A 20620-nucleotide genomic window follows, 5' to 3' on the forward strand; every position below is an offset into this window, starting at 1 on the left:
AGCCTCTGACGGTATCGGCACGCCTCCCAGGCCGCCGCAGGGACACAGAGCCACCTCTTGCCGCTCATCGAACCGCCTGCATGGTGTCGGCAGTTCGCGCTTGTCGCCCCTTGGAAAGCTCAATAGTCTGAAACAAATGCCCGGTCGCGCGGGGTCCGCGACGAGCCGGCAATGGAACACTCACCAAAGGAGAATAGCATGATCCGCAAAGCGCTCTGGCTTTCGGCAACCTCGGCATTTCTGACGCTTTTCACCGTCGGCGGTCACGCCGAAGACCGCGTCGTCAACGTCTTCAACTGGTCGGACTACATCGACAGTTCGATCATCGACGATTTCACCAAGCAAACCGGCATCAAGGTCGTCTACGATACCTTCGATTCCAACGAAATCCTTGAAACCAAGCTGCTTGCCGGTGGCAGCGGCTATGACGTCGTCGTGCCCAGCGGCAATTTCCTTGCGCGCCAGATCCAGGCCGGGGTGTTCCAGAAGCTCGACAAGTCGAAACTGCCGAACATTTCCAACATGTGGGACACGGTTTCGGAGCGAACCGCCAAGTATGACCCCGGCAACGAATACTCGGTCAACTACATGTGGGGCACGGTTGGCATCGGCTACAACATCAAGAAGGTTCAGGCGGCACTCGGCACCGACAAAATCGACAGCTGGGATGTCTTCTTCAATCCCGACAGCCTGGCCAAGCTGAAGGACTGCGGCGTCTATGTGCTGGACTCGCCGGCCGACATCATTCCGGCGGCCTTGAAATATCTCAACCTAGACCCGAACAGCACGTCGCCAGACGATATCGCCAAGGCCGAGGAGGCTCTGCTCAAGGTCCGGCCTTATATCAGGAAGTTCCACTCCTCCGAATACATCAACGCGCTCGCCAACGGCGATATCTGCCTGGCGGTCGGCTGGTCGGGTGACGTGTTCCAGGCCCGCAACCGCGCGGTCGAGGCCAAGCAAGGCGTCGAGATCGGCTATTCCGTGCCGAAGGAGGGCGCTCAGATGTGGTTCGACCAGATGGCGATCCCTGCCGACGCGCCGCATGTCGCGGAGGCGCTCGAATTCATCAATTACATGATGAAGCCGGAAGTTATCGCCAAATCGTCGAACTACGTGCTCTACGCAAACGGCAACAAGGCTTCGCAGCAATTCGTCGACAAGGCACTGTTGGATGATCCTTCGGTTTATCCCGATGCCGAGACGATAAAGAAGCTCTACACCGTCTCGCCATACGATCCCAAGACCCAGCGCGTCATCACGCGCACCTGGACCAAGATCGTTACGGGCCAGTAGGCAAATCCGACATGGTCCCGGCAGCCACCTGCCGGGACCATTCTTTTCTGGGGCAAGAAGCAAGAATCAGGACGGAGTGGGACATGAAATCGCTTGGCAGCATCCGCAGGGATTTTGCGCCGTGGAACGACCCGAACGCCAAGCCATATATTCAGTTCGACAACGTCACCAAGAAGTTCGGTGACTTCACCGCCGTCAACAATCTGTCGCTGACCATCTTCGAGCGCGAGTTCTTCGCTCTGCTCGGCGCCTCCGGCTGCGGAAAATCGACCCTGCTCAGGATGCTCGCCGGCTTCGAGGAGCCGACGGCCGGGCGCATCCTACTCGATGGCCAGGATCTGCGCGGCATCCCGCCCTACCGGCGGCCGGTCAACATGATGTTCCAGTCCTATGCGCTGTTCCCGCACATGACGGTCGAGAACAACATCGCCTTCGGCCTCAAGCAGGACGGCATGCCGAAGCCCGAGATCGCGTCGCGCGTTGCCGAGATGCTGAAGCTGGTCAAGCTCGAGCAGTTCGCCAAGCGCAAGCCGCATCAGCTGTCCGGTGGCCAGCGCCAGCGCGTCGCACTCGCCCGCTCGGTCGCCAAGCGGCCGAAGGTGCTGTTGCTCGACGAGCCGCTCGGCGCATTGGACAAGAAACTGCGCGAGGAAACGCAGTTCGAACTGATGGACCTGCAGCAGAACCTCGGTCTGACCTTCGTCGTCGTCACCCACGACCAGGAAGAGGCGATGACGATGGCCGATCGCATCGCCATCATCGACAAGGGCGAGGTGATGCAGGTGGCAACGCCGGCCGAAGTCTATGAAGCCCCCAGCTCGCGCTTTGTCGCCCACTTCGTCGGCAACGTGAATATGTTCGAGGGCAAGGTCGCCGAGCGGACGGCCAAGACAACCCGCATCGCGGGTGCTACCGGAGCCCAGATCGTCGTCGACAACGCCGTCGACACGGCCGCAGGCGCCGATATCGTGTTCGCCATCAGGCCAGAGAAGATCAGGATCTCGTCGAAAAAGCCCGCCGATGCGGTCAATGCGCTCGAAGGCGAGGTCTACGACATCGCCTATCTCGGCGACATGACGGTCTATCACGTCAGGCTGGACGACGGGCAGATGGTGCGGGCAAGCACCATGAACGCGGCCCGCATCGCCGAGGATCCGCTGAGCTGGAACGACCGCGCCTGGGTTTCCTTCCGGCCCGACGCCGGCGTCGTGCTGACGCGGTAGGGGGCGAGCATGTCGAGCGCCGCCGTCACCACCGCATCAGCCTCTCCGGCAACCAATGCCGGCAAATCCGCCCTCGCCAGGCTGGGCGCGGCCTTCTTTGGCCGCCTGGTCATCATCATCCCCTATGTCTGGCTGCTGTTCTTCTTCCTCATTCCGTTCGTCATCGTCTTCAAGATTTCACTGTCGCAGACGGCGATCGCCATTCCGCCCTATACGCCGGCACTCGATTTCAGCGGCGGCATTTCGGGGTTCGTTGCCCAGCTGAAACAACTCAGTCTCGACAACTACACCTGGCTGACGCAGGACGCGCTCTACTTCAACGCCTACGTGACCAGCGTCATCATCGCCGCGATCTCGACGGTCCTGACATTGCTCGTCGGCTATCCGATCGCCTACGGCATGGCGCGTGCGCCGGCGACGATCCGCCCGACCTTGCTGATGCTGGTGATCCTGCCGTTCTGGACCTCGTTCCTGATCCGCGTTTATGCCTGGATCGGCATTCTCAAGCCCGAAGGGCTGCTCAATCAGCTGCTGCTCGCCACCGGCGTCATCCACCAGCCGCTGATCATCCTCAACACCTATACGGCGATCTTCATCGGGATCGTCTATTCCTACCTGCCGTTCATGGTGCTGCCGCTCTATTCCGCGCTTGAGAAGATGGATTATTCGCTGATCGAGGCAGCCAAGGATCTCGGCTGCCCGCCGACCAGCGCGTTTTGGAAGATCACCTTCCCGCTGTCGCTGCCCGGCGTCATCGCCGGTTGCCTGCTGGTGTTCATCCCCGCGGTCGGCGAATTCGTCATTCCCGACCTGCTCGGCGGATCGCAGACGCTGATGATCGGCAAGACGCTGTGGAACGAGTTCTTCGCCAATCGCGACTGGCCGGTATCGTCGGCCGTGGCCGTCATCCTGCTGTTGCTGCTGATCGTGCCGATCATGCTCTTCCAGCGGGCTCAGGCGCGCGCTCAAGAAATGGACAGGTGACCTCATGAACGCCACCTGGAGCCGCTTCAACATCACCTCGATCGTGCTTGGCTTTGCCTTTCTCTATTTGCCGATCGTGCTGCTCATCGTCTTCTCCTTCAACGAGTCGAAACTGGTCACGGTCTGGGGCGGTTTCTCGACCAAATGGTACGTCTCGCTGTTCCACAACCAGGGCCTCATGGACGCGACCTGGGTGACGGCGCGTGTTGGTCTGATCTCGGCCACAGTTGCGACGGTGCTGGGCACTCTGGCTGCACTCACCTTGACCCGCTACACGCGTTTCAAGGGCAGGGTGCTGTTTTCAGGCATGGTCTTTGCGCCGCTGGTCATGCCGGAAGTCATCACCGGCCTGTCGCTGTTGCTGCTCTTCGTCGCCGTCGGCCTCGACCGCGGCTTCCTCACCGTGACGCTCGCCCACATCACGCTGACCATGTGCTTCGTCGCCGTCGTCGTGCAGTCGCGCCTCATCACCTTCGACCGCTCGCTGGAAGAAGCGGCGATGGATCTGGGCGCAACGCCGGTGAAGACCTTTTTCCAGATCACGCTGCCGGTCATCATGCCGGCCATTGTCTCCGGCTGGATGCTGGCCTTCACCTTGTCGCTCGACGATCTGGTCATCGCCAGCTTCACCTCGGGGCCGGGCGCCACGACGCTGCCGATGAAGATCTACAGCCAGGTTCGCCTCGGCGTGACGCCGGAGATCAACGCCGCCTGCACCATTTTGATCGCCGTTGTGGCGATTGGCGTCGTCATCGCCTCGCTTGCCAACAAGCGGCGTGAGGTGCAGCGCCAGCTCGACGAGCAGGCCGCGCAGCGCGGCTGAAAGATGGAAGGCGCGGCTGCTTATTCCCCCGAAACGCCGCGGCTGATCGGGGAAATGAACGGCGTGCTCCACGTCCCGCCGACGAAGAACGATGACTGATTGGGGCCTTGCTGGCCATTGGTCTGTGTTGCCGCCTGGTCCGCCTGAATGACACCACCGGACAAGGCCAGTCCTCGTCCGGCGTAGGACGCGATGCCCGACAGCCAGATCTTGTACTTCGCCGAATTGGCTTCGGCCTTGTCGATCCGTGCGACGCCCTTCGAAATGCTGGCCTTGATCTCGGCGCCGTCGATCGGCAGCGTTCCGTCGGAGACGTCGTCGAGCGCGAAGAAACCGCCTTGTTCGGTATGCTTGAGGAAGGCCGGCAGGTTGAGTTTGCTCAACGCGCCCGGCCCGAAGGTCGCCGAAACCGAGCCGTCGGCATTGTCGAAGATGGAGTCCCAGGTCCTGCCCGGTCCCTTGAGGATCACCGAGACGGTACCCGTGCCAACCGGCACCAGCCGGGTCATCCCTGCCGCCGTACCGAAAGCACCGCCGTCGATGTCGGACGCCAGCAGCCGGATCTCGACCTGCGAGCCCTCCGGCTTGCGGTCGAAGCGAAGGCTGGTCTGGATGTTGCCGCCGAAGGCCGAGGCATCGGAGATGTCGAAGACGGAAAGACCGTCCTTGACCTGGGCGGTGGCTGCGACATCGGCGAGCTGGATAGGCCCTGCCGTGGCGTGCGCCGCGGACAATCTGAGATCGAGGTTGATCTTGTCGGCGAAACTTGTGTCGATTTCGCCGGGCCCCGCCCCTCCGGTCGGCGCCAGCGGCGTGAAGGCGGAGAGGAACGATCTGAGGTCGAGCGTGTCGAAGGCGAGCGTGCCGGAGATCACCGGTTGTGCTTCGCCAAGCGAGAGGTCCAGCGCACCCATTCCCGGATTGTTGTCCAGGGCAATCGCGGTGTTGTCGAACTTGACGCGCCCGCCCGTTGCCGTGATCTTGCTCGAAATGCTGACCGAGCCGATCGCAGCACCCGGAGCGATGCCGGCCTGCGACCATTCCAGGACACGCCGCAGCGAGGGTGCCGAGAATTTCGCCTGGCCGTCGAAATAGGTATTTTCGGACATGCTGGCGGTGCCATCGAACGAGAAGGTGGCGGGTGCCGCCTTGAAGGACAGCGTGAGCGGCGCCGTACCGCCGGCAAACAGCACAAGCGGTTTCGGCGAGGCGACGTCCAGCGCAACGCTTTCGCCGCGCCAGATTCCTGTTGCCGACAGCGTCGCATTGCTGTTCATCGCCGCCCAATTTGCCTGGCCTGTCAAACTGCTCAGGATCTCGACGTCCTTGCCGGCGATGGAGGCCACCATGCGGCCGTCGCGGAACTCGACAGTGCCGAAGGTGTCGGCCGGCAGCTTGTCGAGATCCGGCTTGGCGGGGTCGGCATTGACCACGCCGCGCGCCGTGTCGATGGAGCGCGTGATGCGCCCGCCGGTCGGGACGGCGGGCAGGAAGAGGCCGGTTGGCGTGCGCTGAACCCGGATCGTCGGCCGCACTAGCCGCGCCGTCGAAAACACCACGTCGCCGCGCAGTGCCGCCATGGCGGAAAGGTCGACCTCGACCCGTTCTGCCTCGACGACCGGCGGCGCCTCGGTGTCGGTCCATTGTGAAAGCGTCACATCGGTCAAGATCGCGCGGAATGTCGGCCAGACCTCGATGCGCGGCGAACCTTCGATGGCGACCCGGAAGCCGCTCCACGCGCTCATTTCCCAGGCGATGCGGTCCCGTACGATACGGGTGGAGGCGATCAGCGGCAGGGCGGCAACCACCAGCGCGATGACGATACCGGCAGCGCCGATCGTCCATATTCCGCGCCGGATCAAAGATGATGGCATATCGCCCCGTATGCTTCCATTCCGACAAAAATCGCCCGACGGGTGTAACCCGGGCCGTCACTACGGCCCCAGTCGTCACTACGACTGCAGTCGTCAGTACGACTTAGGGCTGAGGCATTTCAAGTCTTTATGGCCCGGCGATGGCATTTGCGCACATCTGGTCGCATTGACCGAACAAAATCTTGCTCTGCTGCGCTGCGATATGCATAAGCGATGGCGACCGTGGAGGAACGATCATGGCTGCCGAAGTACCGCTCTGGACCCCGACACAAGACCAGATTGACGCCGCGCCGTTGACCGCTTTCACCAAGGCAGCCGCCGTGAAAGCCGGCGTAGCGTTTTCTTCGTATTCGCAGCTTCACGGCTGGTCGGTCGAAGACCGTGAAGGGTTCTGGAGCCTGGTCTGGGATTTCTGCGGCATCGTCGGCGACAAGGGCATTGATGGGGGCGAGCCCGCGCTCGTCGACGGCGACAGGATGCCGGGTGCCTCCTTCTTTCCCAATGCCACGCTGAACTTCGCCGAGAATTTGCTGAAGAAGACCGGCGCCAGTGAGGTAATCGTGTTTCGCGGCGAGGACAAGGTCGAGCGCCGGCTGTCCTGGAACGAATTGCACGCACTGACCTCGCGGCTGCAGCAGCTTTTCCTATCGCTCAAGGTGAAGAAGGGCGACCGCATTGCCGCGATGATGCCCAACATGCCGGAGACCATCGCCGCCATGCTGGCAGCCGCCTCGATCGGCGCCGTCTGGTCGTCCTGCTCTCCCGATTTCGGCGAGCAGGGCGTGCTCGACAGGTTCGGCCAGATCGAGCCCGTCGTCTTCATCGCGCCGGATGGCTATTGGTACAACGGCAAGGCGATCGAGGTCGCCGACAAGATCGCCGCGGTCGCGGCCAAGCTCGGCACTGTCCGCAAGATCCTGGTCGTCGACTATCTCGGCACATCGAGCGATGTCGCTGGCACAATCGACAAGGCGGTGGCGCTGGAAGAAGCGCTGTCGCCCTTCGCCGGCAAGCCCGTTGCCTTTGAGCCGCTGCCGTTTTCGCATCCGCTCTACATCCTGTTCTCGTCGGGAACGACCGGCATTCCCAAATGCATCGTCCATTCGGCCGGCGGCACGCTGCTCCAGCATGTCAAGGAGCATCGGCTGCATGCCGGTCTCACCGACGGCGATCGCTTCTTCTACTTCACCACCTGCGGCTGGATGATGTGGAACTGGCTGGTGTCGGGGCTCGCTTCGGGTGCCACGCTGCTGCTCTATGACGGCTCGCCCTTCTACCCCGACGGCAATGTGCTCTTCGACTTCGCCGATGCCGAGAAGATGACCTTCTTCGGCACCTCGGCCAAGTTCATCGATTCCGTGCGCAAGGCTGGTCTCAAGCCGATCCGCACGCATGATCTGTCCACCGTGCGGGCGATTTCCTCTACCGGCTCGCCGCTGTCGCCGGAGGATTTCCGCTTCGTCTATGATGGCATCAAGAAGGACGTGCACCTGGCTTCGGTCTCTGGCGGCACCGACATCGTCTCCTGCTTCGTGCTCGGCGTGCCGACGCAGCCGGTCTGGACCGGCGAGATCCAGGGACCCGGCCTCGGCCTTGCCGTCGATGTCTGGGACGACGACGGCAGGCCGGTCCGACAGGAGAAGGGCGAACTGGTCTGCACCAAGGCCTTTCCGGCGATGCCGATCGGCTTCTGGAACGACCCCGAGGGCAAGAAGTACCGGGCGGCCTATTTCGAGCGTTTCGACAATGTCTGGTGTCATGGCGATTTCGCCGAATGGACCGTGCATGGAGGCCTGATCATCCATGGCCGCTCCGACGCCACGCTCAACCCGGGCGGCGTGCGCATCGGCACGGCGGAGATCTACAATCAAGTGGAACAGATGCCGGAGATTCTGGAAGCGCTGTGCATCGGCCAGGACTTCGACAATGACGTGCGCGTCGTGCTGTTCGTGCGGCTGGCCGCCGGCGTGCAACTCGACGAGGAACTCGAAAAACGCATTCGCGCCAAGATCCGCAGCGGCGCAAGCCCGCGTCACGTGCCGGCCAGGATCGTCGCCGTCACCGACATTCCGCGCACCAAGTCGGGCAAGATCACAGAACTCGCGGTGCGCGACGTCGTGCACGGCCGCGCCATCAAGAACAAGGAGGCGCTCGCTAATCCAGAGGCGCTGGAGCTGTTCAAGAACCTGCCGCAATTGGCCGAGTAATTGGGGCGGCCAGCATGGTTAACCAAATATGTCGGTAGAATTTACCTAGATTTCACGAGTGGTACACATTCGTAAATTTTTCGGCTGCCCGGTAAGGAGTTGTTAAGGTCCGGCGTCGATAGTCGCATGTAACTTGAGGGAGAAATCCCGTTCCTCAGCCCCCCGGAGGATCCGAATTCGCTCAAGCCCCCGTTGTGACAGCAATCCCATCTCTTAAGGCGTCCTTTGGGCGCCTTTTCTTTTATCGGAGAGGGCTGGCCTATTCCGCGAGCACACGGGTTGACGGGAACGCGACCTCGACCAGGGTACCTTCTCCCGGTGTCGAATTGATGGTGAACCGGGCGCGATTGGCTTCCACCATCGCCTTGGTCAACGGCAGTCCGAGGCCCGTGCCGTCGCCGCGCCCACGCTTCAGCGCGTTGATCTGCTTGAACGGCTTCAGCGCCTGCTCGATTTCGGCCTGGCTCATGCCGATGCCGGTGTCGCGCACCCGCATGACGACGTCGCCCGACGTCTCATAGGCGGTCGAGACAATCACCTGGCCACCGGCCTGGGTGTAACGGATGGCGTTCGACAGGATATTGAGCGCGATCTGGCGCACGCTGCGCAGGTCGGCCACCACTTCCGGCAGCCGCGAAGCGAAGCTGGAGCGGATGATGACGCGTTCGCGATTGGCCTGCGGCTGCATCATCGCCACCGTCTCGGCCAGCGTGTCGTTGAGCGACACCGCCTCGTAGGCCATCTCCTGCTGGCCGGCTTCGATCTTCGAGATGTCGAGCAGGTCGTTGACCAGGTCGAGCACATGATTGCCCGAGCGGTTGATGTCGCGCAGATAGTCGCGGTAGCGGTCATTGGCGACAGGTCCGAACTTCTCGTCGACCATCAGTTCGGAAAAGCCGATGATTGCATTGAGCGGCGTGCGGATCTCGTGGCTGATGCGGGCGAGGAAGTCGGTCTTCTGCGACGACGCGCGCTCGGCCACCGCACGTGCTTGGGTCAAATCCTCCTCGGCCCGCTTCCACTGCGTGATGTCGCGCACGACGGCACAGAAGCCGCTGTCATTGGGCAGCCGGCCAATGGTCATGAACAGCGGGATGAAGCGCCCCTGCGCCTCGCGCCCGATCACCTCGCGGCCGTCATTCATGACGCTCGCCACGCCGGGCTCGGACAGTCCGTTGAGATAGTCGCGCGCCGCGCGTTGGCTTTCGATCGCAAACAGCGAGGCGAATGGCTTGCCGGTCACGTCGTCGCTGTCGAAACCGAACAGCGCTTCGGCCGGGCGGCTGATCGAGCGGATGGTGCCGTCACGGCCGATCAGCACGACACCGTCGGTGGCGGTGTCGATGATGGTGCGCATCTCGGCGATGCGCGCCTTGAGCTCGGGAATGTCGGGCTGCGTCTGCTCGTCGCCAACCGCATGCACCGGCGCGTCATCCTCGCCGGAGCGGCGCACGACCAGCATCAGCGCCTTGCCGTCGCGCCACGGAACCGAGCGCAAGATGGCCTCGATCGGGAATTCCTGTCCGTCACGCGTCTTCAACCGCAGCGCGCGATCGGTGCCGTCGGAGGCGCCGTCGTCGGCATAGGGGTCGGCAAACAGCGCGCCGAGGCCGCCGGCATCCGCCAGGTCGTCGAGCGCCTCGTAGCCGGTCAGATTGAGGAATTCCTCGTTCGCATAGTGCAACTGGTCCCCGGAATGGATGAGCAGGGGCACAGGCAGCTTGCCGAGAAGCGAGGTGTCCGGAGCCTTGTGCTCATCTCCAGCCGAAAACGCCGATGGCACGAACCCTTCGGCCTTGAGCGGCGGCACCAGCAGGCGAGGGCGCTCGCCGCGTGCCGCGACGGCGTCGCTTGCGCTGGCGGTTTCCTCGGCGGATGCAACCGCCTCCTCGTCAGGCGCCGCGCCTTCCTCGTCGGGCTGCGCCCAATCTTCACTATCCTCGGCATCGCGAAAATCAGCTGATGTCATGCTGTCGTCATCGACGGCGTCATGTGCCGCATCAGCGCCAGCCGGCTCTGTGCCAGTCGCGACGGGCTTGGTGATTTCCGGTTCCGCCGCCACCGGTTCGGAAACAGGGGCCTCGTCATTGTTGTCCGCGACAGGACCGCCTTCGTCATCATGGCTGGCATAGTCGAGCAGCGAGCCCGTCACATTCGGTTCGGAGGGTCCCTCATGAACCGCTTCGTCCGGGTGGCCGCCGTCAAGCCGCGCCAGATCCTGCTCGTCTTCGGCATCGACATCGGTCTCGGATGGTTCGACCGGTTCGTTCTCTGGCTCTGCCGCAGGGATTTCGCCGGCATGCGTCGGGCCTTCCTGCTGGCTAGCATCGGGCGTCGACGCAACCTCGCCGACCGCCTTGACCTCCGCCGTCGGCACATCCAGCTTCTCGGTCTCTGCCGGCTCGACTGGGGCGCTGTCCTTCTTCAGTCGCTCGCCGATCTCGCGAAACGCGCTGCGTTCCAGGGTCGACAGGCCCTTGTCGTTGGCTGGCTGGCGATGTTCGGCCAGCCGGATCACCTTGTCGGCAAAGCGCCGCTCCGGTTTCGGCACGATGGTCAGCGCCGGCACTTCGCCCTTGAACGGGTCCGATGCCTGAGCGTCCTCGGCCTTCGGCTCTTCAGCCTTCGGCTGTTCGAGCGCGGGTTCGACGGGCTTCGATTCCGGCGCTGCCGGCGCCTTGCCATTGGGCACCAGCGCCATGCCGATCGCTTCCGGATCGACGACCGCATCGCTGGCGCGGGCGACGCCGAAGCCACGAAAACCCTCGAAGGCGCGGCTGCGGCCATAGACAGGCAGCGCCGCCAGGTCGACAGGTATCTTCAGATCGGTGCCGACGACCGGCCACAGCACGGAGCGCCCGGACCAGGTATCGCGCCGTTCCAGGAGGCCGGATATCTCGCCGGAGGGGTCGAGGCCGAAGGTGGCCGCGACATCCCTGAAGCGCCGGCCGATCACGTCGGCCGCCGGCTTGCCGACGATGTCGGCGAATTCCGGCGACAGCGCACTGAACTTGCCCTCGGCATCGGTGCGCCAGACGAAGCGTACCGGCGCCGCCGTGCGGTCGATCGACCGCGCCACCGGGCGTTCGAGAGGCGCGGCGGCCTTCGTATCGTCCTGCGTCGGATTTTCCGCTGCAACCTCCGCGACGGTGCCGGGAGGCTCGACGGGCTTGGTTGCGGCTGGCCGGTCGGTTGGTTGTGCATCATCCTCACCGGCATTGAAGTACCAGTGATCATGCTGCGCCGGCGTGCCGTCGGCGCTCCCCGGGTCGTTGTCCGCCGTCTCCGCGGGTTGCTCGGCTGGATAGACATTCCCAGGCTTGGCAGGCACCGATATGGTCTCGGCGGCTTCAGCAACGCTCGGTTCGTCCACCGGGGCAGCCGGGTGTTCGCTGTCGACTGCCGGTCTGTTGTCCTGATCCGGTTCCGGCTGGGCGATCGTGCTTTCCGGAGCTGCAGTCTCGGTTGGGGCTGGCTGCCGTGGTTCCACCGTGCTGTCGTCGGCAGCGGCTTTGTCGTCGAGTTGGTCCTCGTCGATCACCACCAGCAGATGCCGTTCCTCGGTCAATCTTGCCAGCCCTGCCGGATAGGAGACCGTGCAGCCGGGGACGAGGCGCTTGACGATGCGGTCGGTCTCGGCCGCGACGTCGGCGACGAGCGCAGCCAGCGTCTCCGGCAAGATGCCCAGTGCCGGAAATCCTTCCGAGGCCGCCTCGACATGGCCGCCGGCGTCGACAAAGGCGATGAAATGGCCATCCTCGGTGAAGCCGCTGATCGCGCGAGTGGCGATTTCGCCGGCACTGCGCGAACCTGTCTGAGCCGCCGGCACGGCCAGCATGATGGCCTTTTCGGCGTCCGGCATGGTCACTGCACTGGCCAGGAAGCCGACGGCGCGGCTGGTCATGCCGGTCGCCAGCCGCACCATGATGGCGCGGTCGCTGCCGATCTCGGGAAATCCGCTGGTCGCCATGATCTGGCGTCTGGCGATCAAGGGCAACTGTGCCGAGGCGCCGATGATCGCCTCGATGTCGGGATAGCCGAACACCGCGGCGCCCGGCCCATTAGCCCAGATCACCTGCTCCAGATCCGTCGACAGGATCGCGATCGCGTCGCCGGCGGCAAAGCGCTGGCGGACCGCGTCGAGCACGGCGACGTCGAGGAAGGAATATTCGGACGGCATGCGCTTGGCGAACCCTCACGGAGCGGCGAATTTGCAGTTAACGCTTTGTTAATAAAAGCCGGAGGCGCGAAGGTCCACAAGCCAGAACGTGCAAAGGCTGGAATCTGGGCTCTTGGTTAACGGCCCAAAAGAAATTTATGGTGCACTGCAACAAAGATATTGCAATGCACAAAATTTGCCTTTATATTGCCATCATACATGAACGAGACGGCTTTCTGTCAAAGCCGCTGCCGCTGAAAAGGATGGAATATGTCCAGGACCAAGACCGCCGAGACGATCGAGAACGTTGAATTCCCGAGCTTCGATGCTTCGAAGGCCACCGACCAGATGCGCGCGTTCGCCGAAAAGGGCGTCGAGCAGTCGAAGGAAGCCTATGCCAAGCTGAAGACCGGCGCCGAGGAGACCCAGAAGGCTCTGGAGTCGACCTTCGAGACCGCCAAGACCGTTTCCAGCGACCTGTCGCTCAAGACCATTTCCGCTTTGCGCGCCAATGCCGAGGCCGGCTTCTCCCATCTCGAAGCCCTGATCGGCGCCAAGTCGCTGTCGGAAGTCGTCGAACTGCAGACCGCCTTCCTGCGCAAGCGCGTCGAAACGACCGTCGAGCAGGCCAAGGACTTCCAGGCCGTCGCCTCCAAGGCAGCCGAGGACGTCTCCAAGCCGATCAAGACCGCCTTCGAGAAGGCGCTCAAGGAAATCAAGGTTGCCTAACATTTACGCATGATCTGAGGATGCAACAAAAGGTCGCATTTTCATAAAATCGATCAGGCGTATGATGGTAGCCATCAAGGAATACCCGGCGGGTGGAACCTCCTCCCTCTGCTCTCCGGGGTGACCAGCCAGCACCTCCTCCCGCTGGCTCGTAACAGGAAAAGGCCGGCACCTCCTCCCGCCGGCCTTTTTCTTTGTCTGGCGCCCTGCTGTTGCTTTGCGCCCTCTTTTTGCCAGGCAAAGGCAGCGCCGATGTGGGGAAGTGACCTTTGCTTTCCAAAAGCCTTGAATTAGAATCCATAAGCCCGTATGGACGCATCGCCGAACGACAGAGCGGTCGGGACGAGTTTCCGTTTCGATCCCGCTCAGGCAAACGTGCCGTTGTAGCTCAGATGGTTAGAGCGCCGGATTGTGGATCCGGAGGTCGCTGGTTCGATCCCAGCCAACGGTACCATCAGAATTTTCACTAAAGTATTGAATTCATTATAGAATTTTCGGCAGGTAGCAGCCAGCCTTGCGGCTATTTCCTATTTTGTGTTACCTAATGTGATACAAATGGTGTTTTAGAGACGTGGGAAGACGACGCGAAGAGCATGATCCTGACCGCTTCCTGCAACTGAGGGGCGATCATTTCCATTACTACCGCCGGGTGCCCAGAGAGGTTAGGGACCTCGACGAGCGTGGCGTGTTCGTGCGCCGTGCCCTCGACACCACTGACCGCATAAAGGCGCGCACCGCCCGAGATCTCCACGAGGCTGCTGACAATGCTTTGTGGGCTTCGTTGATGTTGGGTGAAAATCCACAGGCGGCGCGTGTCCGATACCGCCAAGCCATCAAGCGTGCCGAGTCACTGGGATTCATCTATCGACCACTCGCCGAGATCCTGGTCGCCGAGCCGCTCGATACGATCCTGCAGCGGGTCGAGAGCACAATAGGGGAGCCTGCCAAATCACTATCTGTCGACGCGGTCGGCGGCGCGGTCGCCCGTCCTGACGATAAGATATCGGAAGCGCTGAAGCTGGATTTCAACGAGATTGCTCGCGACGAAATCCGCACCAAAAGCCCTGACCAAAAGAAGCGCTGGAAGGCAAAGCGCGAAATGAGCGTCGATGTCTTCATTGGTCTGATCGCCGATAAGCCAATGAGCGAGATCACACGCGACGACGCGCGAGCGGTGCACAGATATTGGCTGGACCGAGTTGCACCCGAAAAAGGGAGAGCGGACCGTTCGGCATCGACAGGCAACCGAAACATTGGCAACCTTCGAACCCTCTACGCCGACTACTTTCGCCATCTCGGTTTCCCCGAACAGAAAAACCCGTTCGCCGATCTGTCATTCACCGACAGGTCGAAGCGCAGTCGGCCGCCGTTCCCGACCGACTGGATTCGCGACAAGATATTTGCGCCTGGCGCGCTTGCAGCACTCAATGAGGAGGCGCGGGGAATCGTGCTTGCCTTCGCTGAGACAGGAGCCCGACCGAGCGAACTCGCGAACCTGCATGTCGGTGTCATCCATGTTGATCATGAGGTGCCGCATATTTCGGTCGAGCCGCGCGATGATCCGGACGATCCACGAGAGATTAAGACCGCCTCGTCGGTGCGCAAGGTGCCGTTGGTCGGCGTGGCGCTCGAGGTGTTCAAGAAGCACCCTAAGGGCTTCCCACGGTACAAAGATCGTGAGGCGTCCCTTTCCGCCCTGCTCAACAAGCACTTCAAGAGCCATAAATTGTTCCCGACCGACAATCACACTGTCTATTCACTGCGCCATTCGTTCGAAGACCGCATGAAGAACGGTAGATTGGACGAGGAGCTCCGCCGCATGCTGATGGGCCACACGATCGACCGTCCGAAATATGATGAGGGCGGCGACATGAAGATGTGGCAAGAGGAACTTATGAAGATCGTGCTGCCGTTCGATCCTGCGATCGTCTGACACGCTGGCGCACTGCCGCGAGGCGTTCCTCCTTCGCCCGATGATCCTGGAGCGCGCGCTCGAGATGGTCATATAGCGGGAGCCATGTCTCCGCTCGGTCCTCCTGGCGCCGACCATAGCCAATCATCAGAAAGGAACACCCAAGGACCGCGACTTTGCGCGGGCGCTTGCGCTCGTCAACGAGATGGCTAGCCGACTGGTCGTGGTAGCCCTATAGCGGGATCAACGTACTTATCCTGCGGGGCGCTGTAATTGGACGTGGGTTTTGTCATATTTTGTGATTTGCGCGATATCGCCGATGGGGCTCTGATATCTATAGGCCTTTCTGGCTTCAGGCACGTGGCGAAAAGGGTGAGGGGTGTGAAAGGGGGCCAAGCATGGCCTATACAAACACCATTGTCTTGAGCGGCGACTATGGCTACCGCCAATATAAAGTATCCGGTCTGCCCGCCGACACCGCTATCGATGCCACCAACGCCTCGTGGATCGTCGCCAATCAGGGAAGCCCCACCAACCTCTATCCCTTCGCGGTCGTCAACCCCGGCGACAACCTCCTGGCTTTCGGCGGCACGATCAACGGCACGGTCTCCCAAACCGGCGCCTGGGAGAACATTTACGTCAACTCCGCCGCAGTCCGTGTAAATTCAGCCCACAGCTTTGTCATCGACGACTGGACGATCACCCAGCCCTGGGATGGCATCCGTGTCGGCGGCACTGGCACCTTCCTCATCGACGATAGCTATGTCGGCAACTCACGAGACGACGCGGTCGAGGACGACGACGTGATCGGCGGCACCATCCGGGATTCCCTGTTCGACCACGTGTTTTCCGGAGTGAGCCTTGGCGACGGTGAGGTGAATGGGTCTGGCAACACGGTCACCATGGATGGCATGCTTCTGGGCATGGGCGAGTACCTTCGCAAAGGCGTGGTGACCCACGGTTCGCCATTCAAACTCGCCGATGGCACAGGCGCTAACGATTTCTCGCCCAGCCTGCACTTTATCGACAGCGTGGTGGCGATCACCGACGTTCACCACAACGGCCAGGCGCGGCTGCAGCATGCCTGGGACAAGACGGTCGAGTCGCACGGCAATTACTATCTCAACCTCTCTGACACGCCGCTGCCGTCGGATTATCCAATGCCGCCCGCCGGCTGGACGGTCCTTCAAGGCCAGGCGGCCCGCGATTACTGGGACAACGCCAAGGCGGTCTGGCATGCAGCCCATGACGGGACCGACCCGACACCTCCGATCCCGCCGACCGACCCGACCCACGGAACGACCGGGAACGATACATTTGTCGGCACTGGCGCGGCCGATACCTTTGATGCCCTGGCTGGCAACGATACACTGCGGGGCCTGGGTGGCAACGACGTGCTGACCGGTGGCAGGGGCGAGGACACCTTCGTGTTTGACACGGCCTATGGCCCCGGCAATGTCGACACACTCACCGACTTCCACGCGGCGGATGACGCGCTCTATCTCGACAATGCCGTCTTCACCAAGCTCGGCCCCGGTTCCTTGTCCAGCCCGACGCAGGTGGACTCGTCGTATTTCGAATTACGAGAACACGCCGCCCACAGCAACGATTACCTGCTCTACGACCGGCCCACGGGCGTTCTGTACTATGATCCCGACGGCTCGAAATCGACCCCCCAGGTGGAAATCGCCCACCTAGAGCCCGGGGCGGCCCTGACCTATCACGACGTGTTCGTCGTTTGATCGCTCATGCGATCGCACTGGCACAACGAAGCGCGAGCGCGTCACCGGTGTTCCTGTTGCGACTGACAGCGATCAGAAATGGCGGCGGATAGCGCCCATCTAGTTGCCGGTGGCGGGTTTCGCTATGTGGGCTTGCTTGCGCTCAAACGGTTCCCAGGTCGCAACGGTGCATAAGTAGTTCGGACCGTGAGTATCGAGGGAGGCGCTGATGATGACGCCAGCGGCAGGAAAGAACCCGCTCTTTTTGCGGTGGGACGTGGGTCTGTTCGAGCGTCGGCAGCGGCGGAGCAATGCGCAGTATTAGTCAAAATTTGGCAATCGCGATTGTCCGTCGAGAAGCCGCCTACCCGGCCTTGTCAGCGCGTCATGGCGCGATAATTTTTGTTGAGAAGGGGACTTCGATCAAAAGGAGCCAACCATGAAACACCAAACCCTAAGCCAACTGCAGACAATCGCAGAAGTGGAACCCTTGTCGACATACCCGATCATGACCCGGCAACAACGCATCGAGCGCTGGGCAAAGTTGCTAGACGAACATCCCGAGCGACGCTTGGGAGCGCTGACTGGCACTGAGCATCTGAAGTGGCAAGCCCGCGACGCAGCACGCAGTGAGGGCTCGCCAATCACAGTGGCCTTCGAGGATCCTGTACTGCGTGCGGTCGGCCTGAAGGATGACACCTATGGGGAAGCAAAGCGCTTCTTCGAACTGTCTGACTGGGAATTGCACGACATCGTCTGCAGTTGCCATGTCGGGACCACGATAAGAGGGCAATGGGCTGGCGCTAGAGTCCGCCGGACAATCGCTGGGAACAGGTTTCTCAAATGGCTCAGGGAGAGAATGTGGCACTGAGGTTGCCTAGAACGGCGACAACGATTGCATCAGCAAGAGCCCATGACAACCCGGCTTTTCCCGCGGTCGACCCCACAGCCGGTGTGGAATACACGCATCACCTCGCGTCCGGCCGCGAGCGCCAGCCGCTCGAAGGTTTCGAGCATCAGCCTGTCGTCAGACGCCGCCGCCGCTGTCTTATTGGTCTTCGGCAACGCCGCGCTCGTTCAGCCAGTGTTCCAGGGCGTCTACCATCTCTTCGGCCGATTTGCCGAATGTCTTGAGATGGATTTCCGGGTTTTCCGGCGCTTCGTAGGGAGAATCGACGCCGGTGAAATTCTTGATCTCGCCATTCAATGCGCGCGCATAGAGGCCTTTCGGATCGCGCCTGGCGCATTCCTCGAAGGGCGTGTCGACGAACACCTCGATAAACTCGCCGTCGGCCATCAATTCGCGCGCCATGCGCCGCTCGGCGCTGAACGGCGAAATGAACGAAACAATGACGATCAACCCGGCATCGGCCATCAAACGCGCCACTTCGGCGACGCGGCGGATGTTCTCGACGCGATCGGCGTCGGTGAAGCCAAGATCGCGGTTGAGACCGTGACGGACGTTGTCGCCGTCCAGGATATAAGTATGGCGGCCGGTGGCGAACAGCTTCTTTTCGAACAGGTTGGCGATGGTCGACTTGCCGGAGCCCGACAGTCCGGTGAACCAGAACACCGCGGGCCGCTGGTTCTTCATGTCGGCGCGGACGCGCTTGCCGACATCGAGCGACTGCCAATGGATGTTTTCAGCCCGGCGCAGCGAGTGCAGGATCATGCCGGCGCCGACCGTGGCGTTGGAGATGCGGTCGATCAGGATGAAGGCGCCGGTGATGCGGTTCTTAGCGAAGGGATCGAAGGCGATCGGCGTCCGCGTCGAGATGTTGCAGATGCCGACTTCGTTCATCTCGAGCGACTTGGCCGCTTCATGGGCAAAGTTGTCGACGTTGATCCGATACTTCAGGTCGGTGACGGTGGCGCTGGTCTGGTCGGTCTCGGTGCGCAGGATGTAGGAGCGGCCGGGCAGCAGCGCATGTTCGTCGAACCAGACGATGTTGGCGGCGAACTGGTCTGCGACCTGCGGCCGTGCGGCCGGCGAAACCAGCATGTTGCCGCGTGAGATCTCGACCTCGTCGTCAAGAACGAGTGTGACAGCCTGACCGGCAGCCGCCTGGGTGAGGTCGCCGCCATAGGAGACGATCCGCTTGACGCGCGAGGATTTGCCGGACTTGGCGACAACGACCTCGTCGCCGGGTGCAACCGAGCCGGACGCGATCGTGCCGGCAAAACCGCGAAAATCGAGATTGGGTCGATTGACGTACTGGACCGGGAAACGGAACGGCAGTTCGACCATCGCTTCGTCGACCGACACGCTTTCGAGATGCTCGATCAGCGTCGGGCCGGAATACCATTCCATGCTTTCCGATCGGCGGCTGACATTGTCGCCATAGCGGGCCGACATCGGGATCGGCACAATGGTCTGGAAGCCGAGATCGCGCGAGAATTGCCCGTAGTCTTCGACGATACGGTCGAAAACCGTCTGATCGAAATCGACAAGATCGATCTTGTTGACGGCCAGCACGACATGGCGGATGCCGAGCAGCGAGGCGATGATCGAGTGGCGCCTGGTCTGGCGAAGCACACCCTGCCGCGCATCGATCAGCACGATCGCCAGGTCGGCGGTCGAGGCGCCGGTCGCCATGTTGCGGGTGTATTGCTCGTGGCCGGGCGTATCGGCAACGATGAATTTGCGCTTCGGCGTGGCGAAGAAGCGATAGGCGACGTCGATGGTGATGCCTTGCTCGCGCTCGGCCTCCAAACCGTCGACCAGCAGCGCGAAATCGATGTCGTCTCCCGTCGTGCCATGCTTGCGCGAATCGCCTTCGAGTGCGGCGAGCTGGTCCTCGAAAATCTGCTTGGTGTCGGACAGCAGGCGCCCGATCAGCGTCGACTTGCCGTCATCGACGGAACCGCAGGTCAGGAAGCGCAGCAGCGACTTCTTTTCCTGCGCCGCCAGGTACTCGCGGACGCCGTCGGTGGGTGCAAGGCTCTTTGCCATGTGGCGCACGGTTAAAAGTATCCCTCGCGCTTCTCGCCGAGGCGCAATTTCATGGGCTCGTCATCCCTGAGGTCGGTATGCCGTCGCGTTCCACTATCGGTCGTTCCTTGGCGAAATAATGCTTCTCGCGGCGAAACAAGGACAGGTTAAGGATCGGGGTCCGGCGGCCCTCATCCACGGCAGTCCGCCGCGATGCAATCCGAAAGGCGGCCCTGCAATATACCAGGCGATCCGATCTGGTCCCTGATGGACATGGTCATCTCCAAGCCTATCACTGGCTCTTCATAACCCTCCTGCTCGCCGCTGTCTTCTCACGATCTGCACTTCCGGGAGATCAGGCAAGAAGATTGGGAGCGCGTCCGTGAAATGGTCCAATCAATGGGTCAGGTCCGCCTAACTCGGATTGCAAGGCTTCTGATCACGAAGGCCCTGTGGTGGGGCGCCATGCCATGCCAATCACGCTGAGACTATCGTTGCTGCCAGCCCTGATGTGAAGCCCGTCCGCCGTGGGGCCAAATGCGACCCGTTATGGGACAGTACGCTTGGCACCGCAATTGCGTTGATAGGTGTGTGGGCTGGGGCGAGGGCCCGTCGCCTCGCAAATGGGGCGGCGGGCCTTTAGTCAACGAGGATTTGGATGGAGCGGCCCGGCACCCCTTGTTGGGATGGGGCTAGGACACCGGGCCTAACCGACGGGCAGTTTGTGAGAAACGGCGCCGGGGCTGGGGGACTATATGCG

12 protein-coding genes, 1 tRNA gene and 1 pseudogene are annotated in these 20620 nt (G+C 61.9%); 10 read left to right on the forward strand and 4 right to left on the reverse strand.

Annotated elements, in window-relative coordinates; translation table 11 throughout:
* The first annotated feature begins 198 nt into the window (after window positions 1-198).
* The 4 genes from FCU66_RS05815 to FCU66_RS05830 all read left to right on the forward strand — a co-directional run bounded on the left by FCU66_RS05815 (window position 199) and on the right by FCU66_RS05830 (window position 4326).
* Entirely contained in the window at window positions 199-1296 is a 1098-nt protein-coding gene (locus FCU66_RS05815) for a polyamine ABC transporter substrate-binding protein (RefSeq protein WP_136622174.1), read from the forward strand.
* Between the two features lie 83 nt (window positions 1297-1379).
* The gene (locus tag FCU66_RS05820) at window positions 1380-2519 is read left to right on the forward strand and encodes an ABC transporter ATP-binding protein (protein WP_136622173.1); all 1140 of its coding nucleotides are present in this window, start codon (window positions 1380-1382) and stop codon (window positions 2517-2519) included.
* Window positions 2520-2528: 9 nt separating this feature from the next.
* Window positions 2529-3503 (forward strand): ABC transporter permease subunit, encoded by a 975-nt coding sequence (locus FCU66_RS05825; protein ID WP_126067715.1) that lies wholly within the window; start codon window positions 2529-2531, stop codon window positions 3501-3503.
* 4 nt (window positions 3504-3507) lie between these two features.
* Complete coding sequence (locus FCU66_RS05830; RefSeq protein ID WP_127254695.1) at window positions 3508-4326, forward strand: ABC transporter permease; 819 nt, start codon at window positions 3508-3510, stop codon at window positions 4324-4326.
* A gap of 20 nt (window positions 4327-4346) precedes the next feature.
* On the opposite strand, the gene FCU66_RS05835 is transcribed toward FCU66_RS05830, so the two are convergent.
* Window positions 4347-6200 (reverse strand): AsmA family protein, encoded by a 1854-nt coding sequence (locus FCU66_RS05835; RefSeq protein WP_136622172.1) that lies wholly within the window; start codon window positions 6198-6200, stop codon window positions 4347-4349.
* Window positions 6201-6436: 236 nt separating this feature from the next.
* Here FCU66_RS05835 and FCU66_RS05840 point away from each other — a divergent pair, with 236 nt between their 5' ends.
* Entirely contained in the window at window positions 6437-8407 is a 1971-nt protein-coding gene (locus FCU66_RS05840; RefSeq protein ID WP_136622171.1) for an acetoacetate--CoA ligase, read from the forward strand.
* Between the two features lie 259 nt (window positions 8408-8666).
* On the opposite strand, the gene FCU66_RS05845 is transcribed toward FCU66_RS05840, so the two are convergent.
* Complete coding sequence (locus tag FCU66_RS05845; protein ID WP_136622170.1) at window positions 8667-12587, reverse strand: PAS domain S-box protein; 3921 nt, start codon at window positions 12585-12587, stop codon at window positions 8667-8669.
* 249 nt (window positions 12588-12836) lie between these two features.
* Here FCU66_RS05845 and FCU66_RS05850 point away from each other — a divergent pair, with 249 nt between their 5' ends.
* The 5 genes from FCU66_RS05850 (at window position 12837) to FCU66_RS05870 (ending at window position 17799) form a co-directional block, all read left to right on the forward strand.
* Window positions 12837-13295 carry a phasin gene (locus tag FCU66_RS05850; protein WP_136622169.1) on the forward strand — a complete coding sequence of 153 codons (459 nt, stop codon included), beginning with the start codon at window positions 12837-12839 and terminating at the stop codon, window positions 13293-13295.
* Between the two features lie 377 nt (window positions 13296-13672).
* Window positions 13673-13749: transfer RNA gene (locus FCU66_RS05855), tRNA-His, on the forward strand.
* 117 nt (window positions 13750-13866) lie between these two features.
* Entirely contained in the window at window positions 13867-15228 is a 1362-nt protein-coding gene (locus tag FCU66_RS05860; RefSeq protein ID WP_136622168.1) for a site-specific integrase, read from the forward strand.
* Window positions 15229-15605: 377 nt separating this feature from the next.
* Window positions 15606-16949, forward strand: coding sequence for a calcium-binding protein (locus FCU66_RS05865; protein WP_136622167.1), 1344 nt, complete (start codon window positions 15606-15608; stop codon window positions 16947-16949).
* 418 nt (window positions 16950-17367) lie between these two features.
* Window positions 17368-17799, forward strand: coding sequence for a hypothetical protein (locus FCU66_RS05870; protein ID WP_136622166.1), 432 nt, complete (start codon window positions 17368-17370; stop codon window positions 17797-17799).
* Between the two features lie 62 nt (window positions 17800-17861).
* On the opposite strand, the pseudogene FCU66_RS41820 reads toward FCU66_RS05870, so the two are convergent.
* Window positions 17862-17993, reverse strand: a pseudogene (locus FCU66_RS41820) (3'(2'),5'-bisphosphate nucleotidase CysQ); the annotation flags it as partial.
* Window positions 17977-19890 carry a sulfate adenylyltransferase subunit CysN gene (gene cysN, locus FCU66_RS05880; protein WP_168992189.1) on the reverse strand — a complete coding sequence of 638 codons (1914 nt, stop codon included), beginning with the start codon at window positions 19888-19890 and terminating at the stop codon, window positions 17977-17979. The gene cysN and the pseudogene FCU66_RS41820, both read right to left, overlap by 17 nt.
* Between the last annotated feature and the right edge of the window lie 730 nt (window positions 19891-20620).

The sequence above is a fragment of the Mesorhizobium norvegicum genome (assembly GCF_004919685.1).
GTDB lineage: Bacteria > Pseudomonadota > Alphaproteobacteria > Rhizobiales > Rhizobiaceae > Mesorhizobium > Mesorhizobium norvegicum.

Excerpts from the sequence above, each read along its gene's own strand:
- FCU66_RS05835 (WP_136622172.1), bottom strand. The coding sequence starts at position 6,200 with ATGCCATCATCTTTGATCCGGCGCGGAATATGGACGATCGGCGCTGCC.
- FCU66_RS05840 (WP_136622171.1), top strand. The coding sequence starts at position 6,437 with ATGGCTGCCGAAGTACCGCTCTGGACCCCGACACAAGACCAGATTGAC.
- FCU66_RS05850 (WP_136622169.1), top strand. The coding sequence starts at position 12,837 with ATGTCCAGGACCAAGACCGCCGAGACGATCGAGAACGTTGAATTCCCG.
- FCU66_RS05820 (WP_136622173.1), top strand. The coding sequence starts at position 1,380 with ATGAAATCGCTTGGCAGCATCCGCAGGGATTTTGCGCCGTGGAACGAC.
- FCU66_RS05825 (WP_126067715.1), top strand. The coding sequence starts at position 2,529 with ATGTCGAGCGCCGCCGTCACCACCGCATCAGCCTCTCCGGCAACCAAT.
- FCU66_RS05865 (WP_136622167.1), top strand. The coding sequence starts at position 15,606 with ATGGCCTATACAAACACCATTGTCTTGAGCGGCGACTATGGCTACCGC.
- FCU66_RS05830 (WP_127254695.1), top strand. The coding sequence starts at position 3,508 with ATGAACGCCACCTGGAGCCGCTTCAACATCACCTCGATCGTGCTTGGC.
- FCU66_RS05870 (WP_136622166.1), top strand. The coding sequence starts at position 17,368 with ATGAAACACCAAACCCTAAGCCAACTGCAGACAATCGCAGAAGTGGAA.
- FCU66_RS05815 (WP_136622174.1), top strand. The coding sequence starts at position 199 with ATGATCCGCAAAGCGCTCTGGCTTTCGGCAACCTCGGCATTTCTGACG.
- FCU66_RS05845 (WP_136622170.1), bottom strand. The coding sequence starts at position 12,587 with ATGCCGTCCGAATATTCCTTCCTCGACGTCGCCGTGCTCGACGCGGTC.